Origin of the sequence: Ancylobacter sp. WKF20 (genome assembly GCF_029760895.1) — a bacterium.
Classification (GTDB): domain Bacteria; phylum Pseudomonadota; class Alphaproteobacteria; order Rhizobiales; family Xanthobacteraceae; genus Ancylobacter.
The window spans coordinates 1,346,390-1,359,702 of the sequence record NZ_CP121679.1 but is presented as its reverse complement, the minus strand read 5'-3'; the positions used below and the strand labels follow the sequence as shown (position 1 = coordinate 1,359,702).

Sequence of the window (13,313 nt, the reverse complement as noted above, 5' to 3'; positions counted from 1 at the left end):
GTCAGTTCACCGCGTCGGTGCCGACGATCTGGTCGAGCGCGGCGCGGTTCACGCGGGCGCCGAGATCGCTCTGCAACTGCACGAGATACTCGGTCATCACGTCGTTCTCGATGCTCTGGCGCACATCGGCCAGCACCTTCTCGTCGAGATCGCCGCCCGGCGGGGTGGTGACGTTCAGCACGAGGAAGAGGATGCGGCTTTCGCCGCCCTCGGCCTCGGCGCTGCCGGTGCCGCCCTGCGCGGTGGTGAACACCGCGTCGAGGATTTCCTGCGGCACGCCATCGGCGGCGCGGCCACGTCGCAGGCCATTGGCGGCGCGCAGTTCCAGACCCGCCTCGGTGACCGCCTGATCGAAGGGCGTGCCGGCCGCGACCTTGGCCTTGATCTCCTCGACCTTCTGGTCGAGCGCCTCGGCGGCCTTGTCCTGCTTCCAGCGGTCGAGCACCTGCGCGCGCGCCTCATCGAAGGTGCGGTCGCGCGGGGCGGTGACGGACTGCACCTCGTACCAGACATAGCCGCCATTCTGCGGAAGCTGCACGGGATCATTCTCCGCGCCGACATCGGCCGCGAAGGTGCCGCGCAGCACGTCCGCCCGGCCCGGCAGGTCGGGGATGGAGGCGCCGTCAGGCGTCTGGCCCTGAATGTTGGTGGTGACGCTCTGCACCGCGAGGCCGAGCTTGCTGGCGATCTCGGAGAGCTTGGCCCCGCTCGCGCGCTCATCCTCGACCTGGTCGTACTTGGCGAGCAGGGCGCGGCGGGCGGCGTCGAGCTGGAGCTCGCTGCGAATCTCAGGGGCGACGTCGGCGAGCGGCTTGACGGTCGCCGGGGTGACGGCGCCGACATGGACGATGACCGGGCCGAAACGGCCGGCGACCACGCCGCTGGTGCCGTCCGCCGGCAGCGCGAAGGCGGCGTCCGCGACCGCCTTGTCGATGATGCCGGCCTTGGTCACGGTGCCGAGATCGACATCGGCGGGGGTGAGCTTGCGCTCGGCGACGATGTCGGCGAAGGGCGTGCCGGCGGCGATGCGGTCAGCGGCGGCCTTGGCCTCCTCCGCGTTCGGGAACACGATCTGCTGCACGACGCGCGTCTCCGGCGTGCCGTAGCGCGACTGGTTGTTGGTGTAGGCGGCCTCGACCTCGGCGTCGGTCACGCTCTCGCTGCCGGCCAGCGTCTGCGGGGTGAGGGCGAGCACGTCGACGGTGCGGTATTCCGGCGCGCGGAACGCCACCTTGCGGGCGTCGAAGAAGCTGCGCAGCTCCTCATCGGTCGGGTCGGCGAGGGCGGGCAGGCTGGTCGGGCGCAGCAGCGCGTAATTGACCGCGCGCTCCTCCTTGTCGAAGCGCACCAGAGCTTCCTTCAGCACGGCCGGCACGGTCACGCCGCCGCCGAGCGACTGGATGATCTGCTGGCGCAGCGCGAGGCGCCGCTCGGCATCGACGAAGCGCGCCTCGGTGTAATTGTTCTGGCGCAGCAGCCGGGCGAAATAGGCCGGATCGAAGCTGCCGGAGGGGCCGAAGAAGGCCGGGTTCTGCTGCACCCGCTTGGCGATCTCTTCATCCGACAGCGCAAGGCCGAGCGACTTCGCCTGATCGTCGAGGGCGGCTTCCGCGAGGCGCTCGTTCAGCACCTGGTCGGGCAGGCCGAAGGCGCGCGCCATGTCCGGCGTGATGCCGCGCTTCAGCTGCTGGCTGATCTGCTGCAGGCGCTCCTGATAGATCTGGCGGAATTCCGGGACGGTGATCTCGGTCGAGCCGATCGTCGCCAGAGTCTGGCTGCCGAAGCCGCGGAACACATCGGCGATTCCCCAGATCCCGAAGGACAGGATGAGGAGGCCCATCAGGATTTTGGCGACTATTCCGGAGGCGCTCTTGCGCAGCGTATCAAGCATGGATCGTCTCGTTGGGCGTCAGGCGGGCAACAGGCCCGGTACGCGAAAGGCGCGCATCATAGGGACGGGCCCCATACGCCGCAATGTCGCACATCCGTTCATTTGCCGGCGCCGGTGCGGTCTGTTACGCGGGGGCAGCGGTTCGGGCGTTCTAGCGAGCGAAGAGGGGCATGTCGATGCGTCGTCCTTTGGTGGCCGGCAATTGGAAGATGAACGGGTTGAAGCCGGCGGTTGCTGAGTTCGCGCGGATTGCCGAGGGCTATGACGCGGCGCTTCAGGAAAAGGCGGATCTGCTCATCTGCCCGCCGGCGACGCTGATCGCCGCTCTCGCCGGGCTCAAGGCCGCCGTCCCCGTCGGCGCGCAGGACTGCCACGCCAAGGCGAGCGGCGCCCATACCGGCGACATTTCAGCCGAGATGGTGGCCGATGCTGGCGCCACGGCCGTCATCGTCGGCCACTCCGAGCGCCGCGCCGACCATGGCGAGAGCGACGCGGTGGTGCGGGCCAAGACGGAAGCCGCCTGGCGTGCAGGGCTCACCGCCATCGTCTGCGTCGGCGAGACCCGCACTGAGCGTGAGGCGGGCGCGGCGCTCGACGTGGTGCGCGGCCAGCTCGCCGGCTCGCTCCCCGATGGTGCGACGGCGGCGAACACCGTCATTGCCTATGAGCCGGTCTGGGCCATCGGCACCGGCCTTACCCCGACCATCGCGGACATTGCCGAGATGCATGCGGACATGCGATCCGTGCTCGTCGCCCGCTTCGGCGCGGAAGGGGCGGGGATGCGCCTGCTCTATGGCGGCTCGGTCAAGCCCGAGAACGCCCGCGAGATCCTGCATGTCGCGGATGTCGATGGTGCGCTGGTCGGCGGGGCGAGCCTCAAGGCCGAGACTTTTCTCCCCATTGCGCGTGCCTATCTGTAGGCGGGACGGCGCAGTTCGGCATTGCGTGCGCATGGCTGGAAACGCCGGGCGCAATCGTGTAGGAACGCGCCAACATTCGCAGCGGCCCTTTGCACAAGGCGCCGCTGCCGCAGGATTTTGAAGGCGTCAGATGCAAACGGTACTCATCGTCATCCATCTCATGGTGGTGCTCGCCCTGATCGGCGTGGTGCTGATCCAGCGCTCCGAGGGCGGTGGTCTCGGCATCGGCGGCGGTGGCGGCGGTGGCGGCTTCTTCAGCGCGCGCGGCACGGCGAACGTGCTGACCCGCGCCACGGCGATTCTCGCCGGCCTGTTCTTCATCACCAGCCTGAGCCTGACCGTTCTGGCCGGCTGGGGCCGTGGCCCGGCCTCGATCTTCACCACGCCGGCCGGCACGGCGGCTCCGGGCGCTCCCGCGCCGGGCGGCTCTGTGCTCGACCAGCTCCAGGGCGCGCAGCCCGCCCCGACGGCGCCGGCCGCTCCGGCGGTGCCGCAGGCTCCGCAGTCGCAGTGATCGGACCCGGCCGCGCCCGTCCCGGCGCGGTCACCCGTCGCTTTCCCACAGGCGAGAGTTCGTTTGTGAAACGAGCTCTCGTCGAATCGCGTTTTTGCAGCTAGAAACCGAATTCCATGGCGCGCTACATTTTCATCACCGGCGGCGTCGTGTCCTCGCTCGGCAAGGGCCTCGCTTCCGCCGCTCTCGGTGCATTGCTGCAGGCCCGTGGTTACAAGACCCGGCTGCGCAAGCTCGACCCCTATCTGAACGTCGATCCGGGCACCATGAGCCCGTATCAGCACGGCGAAGTCTTCGTCACCGATGACGGCGCGGAGACCGATCTCGATCTCGGTCACTACGAGCGTTTCACCGGTCGCCCGGCCTCGCGCGCGGACAACATCACCACCGGCCGCATCTACCAGGACATCCTGGCCAAGGAGCGCCGCGGCGATTATCTCGGCGCCACCATCCAGGTCATCCCGCACGTCACCAATGCCATCAAGGACTTCGTCCTGAGCGGCAATGAGGGCTATGACTTCGTGCTGGTGGAGATCGGCGGCACGGTCGGCGACATCGAGGCGATGCCCTTCCTTGAGGCCATCCGCCAGATCGGCCATGAGCTGCCGCGCAAGCACTGCATCTATGTGCATCTGACGCTGCTGCCCTTCATTCCCTCGGCCGGCGAGCTCAAGACCAAGCCGACCCAGCATTCGGTGAAGGAGCTGCGCTCCATCGGCATCGCGCCGGACATCCTGCTCTGCCGCACCGACCGCGAGATCCCGCGCGAGGAACGCCGCAAGCTCGGCCTGTTCTGCAATGTGCGCGAGAGCGCGGTGATCGAGGCGCGCGACGCCGACAGCATCTATGCCGTGCCCTCCGCCTATCACGAGGCGGGGTTGGACACGGAAGTGCTGGCCGCCTTCGGCATCGAGCCGGCGCCCGAGCCCGACCTGTCGCGCTGGCAGAAGGTCGAGGCCGGCATCCGCAACCCGGAAGGGGCGGTGACCATCGCCATCGTCGGCAAGTACACGGGCATGAAGGACGCCTACAAGTCCCTCATCGAGGCGCTGACCCATGGCGGCCTCGCCAATAATGTCCGGGTGAATTTCGACTGGATCGAGAGCGAGATCTTCGAGCGCGAGGATCCCTCGCCTTTCCTCGAGCATGTCCACGGTATCCTCGTGCCGGGCGGCTTCGGCCAGCGCGGCGCCGAGGGCAAGATCCGCGCGGCGCAGTTCGCCCGCGAGCGGCGCGTGCCCTATCTCGGCATCTGCTTCGGCATGCAGATGGCGGTGATCGAGGCGACCCGCAATCTCGCCGGCGTCGGCAAGGCCAATTCCACCGAGTTCGGCCCGACCGACGAGCCGGTCGTCGGCCTGCTCACCGAATGGCTGCGCGGCAATGAGCTGGAGCGGCGCGGCATCAATGGCGACCTTGGCGGCACGATGCGCCTCGGCGCCTATCCGGCCGCGCTGACCGAGGGCAGCCGCGTCTCGGAGATCTATGGCGCGACCACGATCTCGGAGCGCCACCGTCACCGCTACGAGGTGAACCTCGCCTATCGCGAGCGGTTGGAAGCCTGCGGCATGCGCTTCTCCGGCATGTCGCCGGACGGTCTGCTGCCCGAGATCATCGAATACCCGGACCATCCCTGGTTCGTCGGCGTGCAGTTCCACCCGGAGCTGAAGTCGCGCCCGTTCGAGCCGCACCCGCTCTTCGCCTCCTTCATCGGCGCGGCGTCGGTGCAGAGCCGGCTGTTCTGATCGCGCCTTCCGCGCCTCATCTGTTCCGAATTAGTCGCACCCGCCCGGGTAATCAGCCCGGGCGGCATTCGGCTGTGGATCGTTCCTTACCCCCATGCTGTCATGGACGGGTCATCCTGGGTCGGGCAGGCTAGGGTGGCAGGCGCCCGCGTGGGCGCCGTGATGCGTCGATAAGGAGAATGCCGGTGATCCGTGGCCTTGATCATGTCGTCCATGTGGTTCGCGACCTCGAAGCGGCCGGCGAGTTCTACGACATGCTGGGTTTCACCGTCGGTGCGCGCAATCGCCACCCATGGGGCACGCATAACCGGCTGATCCAGTTCTCCGGCTTCTTTGTCGAGGTGCTGGAAGTGGCCGAGCCCGACGCGATCCCCGAGGCGTCCGAGGGCGTCTATTCCTTTGGCGCCTTCAACCGCGATTATCTCGCCGCGGCCGGGCAGGGGCTCTCCATGCTGGTGCTGGAGAGCAATGACCCGGCAGCGGAAAAGGCGGAGTTCGACGCGGCCGGTTTTGGCGGCTTCGAGTTGTTCGATTTCGCCCGTCAGGGCAAGCGGCCGGACGGCTCGGATGTCGAGGTCGCCTTCTCGCTGGCCTATGCGCGCGACCCCGCCTCACCCCATGCCGGCTTCTTCACCTGCTTGCAGCGCAAGCCGGAGAATTTCTGGTCGTCCGATCTCCAGCGCCACATGAACGGCACCACCGGCGTTGCCGGCATCGTGCTGGTCGCGCCCGAGCCGGAGCGGCATATCGGCTTCGTCGAGACCTTCATCGGCGGGTCGCTGCGCCGCGCGATTGATGGCTGGCACATCGTGAAGACGCCGCGCGGCGATGTCGACGTGATGACCCCGGCGCTGTTCACCGAGCGCTTCGGCGTGGCCGCCCCCACGGACGAGGGCCTGCGCCTCGCCGCGCTGCGCTTCGGGGTGGCGGATATCGACAAGGCGCGCCGGCGGGTTTCCTCCTCGCGCATGTCGGCGGAGGAGATTGAGGGGCTGATCGTCATCGGCCCCGGCGCCGGCCTCGGCGCCACCCTGCTGTTCGAGCAGGCGCCCTAGCGGCCGGCAGTTTCCGACATCAGAAAGCAAAAGGCCCGGAATCACTTCCGGGCCTTTCTTCATTCAAGCTCTGAGCCGCCGGTGGCGGCGCAGCGGCCCCGATCAGGAGCCAGCCTTTTCCGGCAGCGCCTCGCCCTGCGCCACGGCACGTCCGGGCAGGAAGGCCAGCGCGCGGGAGCGCAGGCTCGCCCAGGTGGCGAAGGCGTTGAGGGTCGAGCCTTCCAGCCAGCCGATGATGGCGGCGGCGAGGAAGGGCAGGCTCTGCACCGCGAGGGCGAAGGCGAACAGGTCGATCTCCACCACCGCGTGCCAGTTGGTCATGCGCAGGCCGATGGCCGAGAGCATGAGGCCGCCGCCGATCACCGCTTCCGGCAGCGCCGGGAAGGCGCGGGCGGCGTCGGCCAGCCAGCTGCCCTTGGCGGTGCGGGCGAAGGCGAGATCCTTGTAGCGGAACCCGTCATACACCGCCTTGGCCACCGTGAACTGCACGGCCATGGCGGCGATGGCGGCACCGATCATGCGCAGCGGGGTGGTGGCGACGCGCAGGCGATAGAGCGCGATGAAGTGCAGGATGTAGATGCCGAAGCAGAACAGGATCGGCACGGTGAGGATGCGCTGCGGCACGGCGATGCCGAGGCCGAGCACGAAGGGCACGAAGGCGAGGGAGAGGATGGCGACCAGCGCGCCGATGCTCTCAGAGCCGAGCCAGCTCACCCAGCCGATGGTGAACTCGCGCCGCTGGGAGGTGCTGAGGCGGGTGCCGCCATTGGGCAGCATCCGGCGCCAGTGCTTCTTGATGATCTGCATGCCGCCATAGGCCCAGCGGTGACGCTGCTTCTTGAACGAGGCGAAATCGTCCGGCAGCAGGCCCCAGCCATAGCGGGTGTTGGTGTAGTGGCTCTTCCAGCCGCGCTCGACGATGGACAGGCCGAGATCGGTGTCCTCGCAGATCGTGTCGCTCGACCAGTCGCCGGCCTCGACCATGGCGGCGCGGCGGATCAGGCACATGGTGCCGTGCACGACGATGGCGTCATGCTCGTTGCGCTGGACCATGCCGATGTCGAAGAAGCCGGCATATTCGGTGTTCATCGCCTCATGCATGAGGCTGCGGTCGGCGTCGCGGTGATCCTGCGGCGCCTGCACGATGCCGACGGTGGGATCCTCGAAGGTCGGCACGAGATCGCGCAGCCAGTTCGGGTGGACCACATAGTCGGCGTCGATCACGCCGATGATCTCGGCGTCAGGCGCGGTCTGCTGCATGGCGACGCGCAGGGCGCCGGCCTTGAAGCCCGCCACCTTCGGCAGGTTGATGAACTTGAAGCGGTCGCCGAGCTCGCGGCAATAGTCCTCGATCGGTTCCCAGAAGGCCGGGTCCGGCGTGTTGTTGATGATGACCAGGCACTCGAAGTTCGGCCAGTCGAGCCGCGCGACGCTGTCCAGCGTCTGCTTCAGCATCTCCGGCGGCTCCTTATAGGCCGGGATATGGATCGAGACCTTCGGCGTGCGGGTCGGCGCGGTCTCCGGGCCGCCGCGCAGCAGGCGGCGCGGGGCGCGGCCGAAGGCGATCGTGGCGAGTTCCTCGACGCGGTACAGCATCACGATGACCAGCGGCACCAGCAGCACGATGCTGACGACGAACGTCACCTTGTTGCCGCCGACCACATAATGCGTCAGCCAATGGTCGATGACGGTGGCGAGCCACGCGCCGACGAGGGCCGCCGCGCCGGTCATCACGCTCGCCTGGGTGAAGGTGAGGCGCGCCATGCGGAAGACGGGAATGGAGAAGGCGATGCCGAGCAGCAGCGCGATGGCGGCCGTGGCGTTATAGGTCGCCGGCACGATCGGCCCGGCCAGCGGGAACTTCAGCTGCCGGTTGGCGTCGAGCACGCCCCAGTACTGGCCGACGCTGCCCTCGAAGCTCTTCCACGGGGCGTCGAACGCCTCGATGAGGTTGTATTCGATGCCGAGGGCATCGGCGCGGGCGGCGAAGCCACGGATGATCTGCGCCTGCTCAAGCTCGCCGGGCACCGCGCCGTCGCGGTTATAGCCGGCGCTCGGCCAGCCGAATTCGGCGACGACGATGCGCTTGCCGGGATAGGCGGCGCGCAGGCGCTCATAAATGCCGATGGAACGCTCGACGACCTGATCGGCCGGAACACCTTCCCAGTAGGGGAGAATATGGGCGGCGATATAGTCCACCGCCGATACCAGCTCGGGATGCTCGAGCCATACGTCCCAGGTCTCGCCGGTGGTTACCGGCACGCTGGTCTGGCTCTTCACCTTGCGGATGATCTCGATGAGCTCTTCCGGCGTCTTTTCCGCGCGCAGGATCGACTCGTTGCCGACCACGATGCCGACGACGTTGGAATTCTTGCGGGCGGCGTCGAGCGCGTTGGTGATCTCGCGGGCGTTGCGCTGTTCGTCCTTGTCGATCCACGCGCCGACCGTGGCCTTGAGGCCATCCTCGGCGGCGATCTTGGGAACCATCTCCAGCCCGCCGGTCGAGGCGTAGGTACGCACCGCGCGTGTATAGGGCGCGACGGCGTCGACATCGGCGCGGATCTGCGCCTCCGTCGTGCCCTGGCCCTTATCGGGGTTCGCATCGCGGCCATAGGGCGCGAAGGACATGCTCTGGAAACGATCCGCGACGGAAGGAGCTGACGCTTCCTCCCGCATGGCCAACCAAGCAAAAGCATGCACGGACGTGACTACCGCAAGCGCAGCGGCAGCGACACGAACAGCGGGACGCATGAGACAACCCACGGGATGGAGTGAGATACCGGCGATATATAGTCCAAATTTAACGCGGTTGCAGCACATTCGTCGTGGCATTGCGGGAAACTGATTCGGCTACCCGCAAAGGCCAGAGCGACGCTGAAACGCGCTAGGCCGGACAATGGTTCCGCTCTGTGGCAGCGCCATGTCTCAGCAATGTCGCAGCCGGGGCTGCGCCATGATCTTATTGCGCTGCGGCAGGGGCGGGCTGGGCCGGCGCGGCGGGCGTGGCCGCGGCAGGCGTCGCCGCATCCGGGTTCACCCAGCAGGCATGAACACGCTCGGACAGGCGCTCGGGCGACTTCGGATCGATATTGCCCTGCCGCACCAGGCAGCGGAACGCGATCTTCAGGTGCTCGGTCGGGCAGCCGAAGCGCTCATAGAGGTCCATGTGGCGCTTGGCGGTGTCGATGTCGTCGCGCCACAGCAGCATGGTGATGCGCCGCCCGCTCCACACGCATTCCGGCAGGCCGGCATTGCCCGGCAGCTTGGCCGCCTCGGCATATTCCTCGACGGAGCGGCGCTGGGCCTCTTCCTTCGCCTGTTCCTCGGGGGACTTCTGTTCCGCCGGCTTCTGCTCCGGCGCGCTGCTCTGCGCCAGGGCTCCGCCATGTCCGGCGGCCATCAGGAGAACGCCGCCAATGAGAGCGGCCGAAAGGGTACGAACTGAGCACAACATGGCGGAAAGTGTCACACCGTAACAAGAGACTGCGGGGAGCCGACGGACAGTAGGTGAAGCGGTTGAATTTGTCAGCATGACGACAGGGCCACGTACAGCTTTGGAATAAGCCGATCAGCCGACTTTTCCCCGTGTCTTGCGAAAGCTACAAAGCCCCGCTACCCGCCTGTCGGCTCGCGCCCGCCCGTTCGCCTCGGTTCCGCCGGAGATTCCCATGCGTCTTCCCATTGCCCTTGCGCTCGCCGTCGGCGCGGCGGTTGTCGCCATCTGGGCCTGGCTGGGCCATCCGGTGCCGGCGCCCTCCTCGCCGCTGGCGGCCGGGGAGAAGCTGCCCTGCGTGTCCTACGCGCCGTTCCGGCCGGGTCAGTCGCCCTTCATGGCCGGTCTGGTGATCCCGCCCGAGCAGATCGACGACGATTTCGAGCGTCTCGCCAAGATCACCCATTGCGTGCGCACCTATTCCACCGAGATGGGCCTGCATGTCGTGCCGGAGCTCGCGCGCAAGCATGGGCTCACCGTGCTGCAGGGTATCTGGATCGGCCGCAACCCCGCCGACAACCGCATCGAGATCGACGAGGCGGTGAAGGCGGCGCAGCAGAACCCGGACGTCATCAAGGCGGTGATCGTCGGCAATGAGGTGCTGCTGCGCGGCGAGCAGACCGCCATCGACCTCGCGGCGATGATCAAGGAAGTACGTGAGAAGGTGCCGGCGCAGGTGCAGGTCACCTATGCCGATGTGTGGGAGTTCTGGGAGCGCAACCGCGACCTTGCCCGCTCGGTGGATTTCGTCACCGTCCACATCCTGCCGTTCTGGGAAGACCTGCCGGTCGCGGCGGAAGAATCCGTCGCCCATCTCGGCGAGATCCGCGAGCATGTCGGGCAGATCTTCGCCGGCAAGGATATCCTGATCGGCGAGACCGGCTGGCCGAGCGAGGGGCGGATGCGCGAGGGCGCGCTGCCGTCCCCCTCCAACCAGGCCCGCGTCATTCAGGAACTGCTGGCGCTCGCCAAGGCGAAGAACTACCGGCTGAACGTCATCGAGGCGTTCGACCAGCCGTGGAAGCGCGCCTCCGAGGGCACGGTGGGCGGCCATTGGGGCTTCCTCGACGCCTATACGCGCGATTTCAAATTCGCCTGGGGGCAGGGTGTATCGGATCACCCGAGCTGGATCGCGCAGGCGATCGGCGGCGTGCTGGTGGCCTTCGCCGTCTTCGCCGCCGCGCTTCAGGGCCAGCGCGGCGCGGGCGTCGCGCCGCTGCGGGGGACGCACTGGTTCGCCACCGCCGGCATCGCCTTCTTCGGCGGGCTGCTTTATCCGCGCCTTGTCGCCACGGTTCCCGTGGAAAGCCTCGCGCTCGGCGGCTGGATCCGCGGCATTGCCATGCTGGTGCTAGCGCTGGCCGTGCCGCTCGCCTGCGCCGCCGCCATCGGCGCGCGCACGCGGCTGGTGACGCTGGCGGTCGCGCTTAACCCGTCTTCGGTGCCCGGCACGTCGCGGCTGGAAAAGCTCGTCGCCTTCCTGCTCGCGGCCTCGCTGGTGCTGGTGGTGCAGATCGCCTTCGGGCTGGTCTTCGACCCGCGCTACAAGGACTTCCAGTTCGCCGGTCTCACCCCCATCGTCGCGGGCTTCGCCTTCTACGCGCTGGTCGCGCCGGCGCCGCGTCAGGAAAGCGGCCGGCAGGCGGAGATGCTGGCGGCGGCGATCCTGCTCGGCTGCGGTCTCTACATCCCGATCAACGAGACCGTCGCCAACTGGCAGGCGCTGTGGACGGGCGGGCTGATCCTGGCCCTCTCGCTCACGCTGTGGCGCCTCGCCACGGCCGGGCGAACGAGATGAGCAGCAACCCGGCGGCGAGCGCGGACAGGTTGTTGTTGTACATGACGACGCCGATCGCGGTCGCCATCAGGGCCGCCGTGAACAGCGGCACCGAGGGGCGGATGAACTGGAGCACCGCGAGCGCGATCGCGGCGATGCCGAAGACCGAATAGCCATAGAGGGTGATGACCATCTCGCGGGTCTCGCAGGTCATGGTCTCCATGCCCCGGCAGGCAAGGCCGATGGCCGACTGCTCGACCAGCGCGTAGCGCATATAGATCGCCCAGCCGAGCGCGAAGCCGCCGAGCACGAGAATGATGTTGGTCGCGCGGGCGCTGGGCAGGAAGTTGCGGTAAGCCACGATCGGTCCTCCTCGAACGGAGATTCCATCGCATAGGCGGCGGTGCCGATCAATTCGCCCCGCTCTCGACAGTTCCGGGTCGCGGCGCCCTGCGCTAAACAGCGACCCATTTCACGGAGATCCATGCGCATGCGCAGCCTGCTCGTCATCGTTCTCGCCGCCGGGGAGGGCACCCGCATGCGCTCCACCAAGCCGAAGGTGCTGCACGCGGTGGCGAACCGGCCCATGGTGGCGCATGTGCTCGACGCGGCGCTGAGGGCGGGAGCCTCCCGCCTCGCCGTGGTGATCGGCCCGGATCGTGACGCGGTGGCCGCGCAGGTGCGCCAGGTCGCGCCGGAAGCGGGAACCTTCGTGCAGGCCGAGCGCCGGGGCACCGCCCATGCCGTGCTCGCCGCGCGCGCGGCGCTGGCGGAAGGCTTTGATGATGTCGTGGTCATGTATGGCGACACGCCGCTGGTGCGGCCGGAAACCATCGCCGCCCTGCGCGCGCCCCTGGCCGAGGGCGCGGGGGTCTCGGTCCTCGGCTTCCGCCCGGCGGACCCGTTCGGCTATGGGCGTCTGGTGACGCAGGACGGCGAACTTCTCGCCATTCGCGAGGAGAAGGAGGCGAGCGAGACCGAGCGCGCCATCACCCTGTGCAATGCCGGGCTGATGGCATTCGACGGGCGCGTGGTGCTCGATCTGCTGGACCGCGTCTCCGACGCCAACGCCAAGAAGGAATTCTATCTCACCGACGCGGTGGAAATCGCCCGCGCGCTGGGCCGCTCCGCCGGTGTCGTCGAGGTGGCCGTCGAAGAGGTCGCCGGTGTGAATAGTCGGGCGCAACTGGCTGAGGCGGAATCGATTCTCCAAAACCGCCTGCGCGCCCGCGCGCTGGAGGGCGGCGCGACGCTGGTGGCGCCGGACACGGTGTTCTTCAGCGCCGATACGGTGATCGGCCGCGATGTGGTGATCGAGCCCAATGTCGTGTTCGGCCCCGGTGTCACCGTTGAGGACGGCGCCACCATCCGCGCCTTCAGCCATGTCGAGGGCGCGCATGTCGGCGCGGGCGCGATTGTCGGGCCCTTCGCCCGCCTTCGCCCCGGCGCTTCGCTGGGGCAGGGGGTGCATGTCGGCAATTTCGTGGAGATCAAGGCCGCCGACCTCGCGCCGGGGGTCAAGGTCAACCACCTCTCCTATGTCGGCGATTCCAGCGTCGGGGCGAACACCAATATCGGCGCGGGCACCATCACCTGCAATTATGACGGCTTCCGCAAGCACCGCACCACCATCGGCGCCAATGCCTTCATCGGCACCAACACGCTACTGGTCGCGCCGGTGAGCGTGGGGGACGGGGCCTATATCGGCACCGGCTCGGTCATCACCGAGAATGTGCCGGAGGATTCGCTCGCCATAGGCCGGGCGCGGCAGGTGAACAAGCCCGGCTGGGCGGTGCGCCTGCGCGAGCGCCTCTCCGCCGGCCTTGCGCCGAAGAAGTAATCGCCCCGGAAAAGACGTGGTTTCAGCGATACGAAGCGACACCGGAAGTGATTTCGGTATCGCGGTGACGGGCGGTTA

Annotated in this window: 10 protein-coding genes; 6 read left to right on the top strand and 4 right to left on the bottom strand. The window is 67.9% G+C overall.

Features of this window, described 5'->3' with window-relative positions:
- Position 1 precedes the first annotated feature (1 nt).
- Positions 2 to 1,891 (bottom strand): peptidylprolyl isomerase, encoded by a 1,890-nt coding sequence (locus AncyloWKF20_RS06220; RefSeq protein ID WP_279317021.1) that lies wholly within the window; start codon positions 1,889 to 1,891, stop codon positions 2 to 4.
- Between the two features lie 170 nt (positions 1,892 to 2,061).
- On the opposite strand from AncyloWKF20_RS06220, the gene tpiA reads away from it, so the two are divergent.
- The 4 genes from tpiA to AncyloWKF20_RS06200 all read left to right on the top strand — a co-directional run bounded on the left by tpiA (position 2,062) and on the right by AncyloWKF20_RS06200 (position 6,125).
- Positions 2,062 to 2,811, top strand: a complete 750-nt coding sequence (tpiA, locus tag AncyloWKF20_RS06215) for a triose-phosphate isomerase (RefSeq protein ID WP_279317020.1) — start codon at positions 2,062 to 2,064, stop codon at positions 2,809 to 2,811.
- Positions 2,812 to 2,941: 130 nt separating this feature from the next.
- Positions 2,942 to 3,325, top strand: coding sequence for a preprotein translocase subunit SecG (gene secG, locus AncyloWKF20_RS06210; protein ID WP_267582284.1), 384 nt, complete (start codon positions 2,942 to 2,944; stop codon positions 3,323 to 3,325).
- A 116-nt stretch (positions 3,326 to 3,441) separates the two neighbouring features.
- Positions 3,442 to 5,070: a CTP synthase gene (locus AncyloWKF20_RS06205; protein ID WP_279317019.1), complete on the top strand. Its 1,629-nt coding sequence runs from the start codon at positions 3,442 to 3,444 to the stop codon at positions 5,068 to 5,070.
- A gap of 179 nt (positions 5,071 to 5,249) precedes the next feature.
- Positions 5,250 to 6,125 carry a VOC family protein gene (locus AncyloWKF20_RS06200; RefSeq protein ID WP_279317018.1) on the top strand — a complete coding sequence of 292 codons (876 nt, stop codon included), beginning with the start codon at positions 5,250 to 5,252 and terminating at the stop codon, positions 6,123 to 6,125.
- A 102-nt stretch (positions 6,126 to 6,227) separates the two neighbouring features.
- On the opposite strand, the gene AncyloWKF20_RS06195 is transcribed toward AncyloWKF20_RS06200, so the two are convergent.
- Together AncyloWKF20_RS06195 and AncyloWKF20_RS06190 are read right to left on the bottom strand one after the other, a co-directional pair.
- Positions 6,228 to 8,753 carry a glycosyltransferase gene (locus AncyloWKF20_RS06195; protein ID WP_279317017.1) on the bottom strand — a complete coding sequence of 842 codons (2,526 nt, stop codon included), beginning with the start codon at positions 8,751 to 8,753 and terminating at the stop codon, positions 6,228 to 6,230.
- A 331-nt stretch (positions 8,754 to 9,084) separates the two neighbouring features.
- Complete coding sequence (locus AncyloWKF20_RS06190) at positions 9,085 to 9,525, bottom strand: hypothetical protein (RefSeq protein WP_347710387.1); 441 nt, start codon at positions 9,523 to 9,525, stop codon at positions 9,085 to 9,087.
- A gap of 268 nt (positions 9,526 to 9,793) precedes the next feature.
- Here AncyloWKF20_RS06190 and AncyloWKF20_RS06185 point away from each other — a divergent pair, with 268 nt between their 5' ends.
- On the top strand, positions 9,794 to 11,416 hold the full coding sequence (locus AncyloWKF20_RS06185) for a beta-1,6-glucan synthase (protein WP_279317015.1): 1,623 nt from the start codon (positions 9,794 to 9,796) through the stop codon (positions 11,414 to 11,416).
- Here the strand turns inward: AncyloWKF20_RS06185 and AncyloWKF20_RS06180 are convergent.
- Complete coding sequence (locus tag AncyloWKF20_RS06180) at positions 11,376 to 11,756, bottom strand: hypothetical protein (protein ID WP_279317014.1); 381 nt, start codon at positions 11,754 to 11,756, stop codon at positions 11,376 to 11,378. The two genes, AncyloWKF20_RS06185 and AncyloWKF20_RS06180, sit on opposite strands and share 41 nt — an antisense overlap.
- Positions 11,757 to 11,879: 123 nt before the next feature.
- Between AncyloWKF20_RS06180 and glmU the strand changes: the two genes are divergently transcribed.
- Positions 11,880 to 13,235, top strand: coding sequence for a bifunctional UDP-N-acetylglucosamine diphosphorylase/glucosamine-1-phosphate N-acetyltransferase GlmU (glmU, locus tag AncyloWKF20_RS06175; RefSeq protein ID WP_279317013.1), 1,356 nt, complete (start codon positions 11,880 to 11,882; stop codon positions 13,233 to 13,235).
- The last annotated feature ends 78 nt before the right edge of the window (positions 13,236 to 13,313 follow it).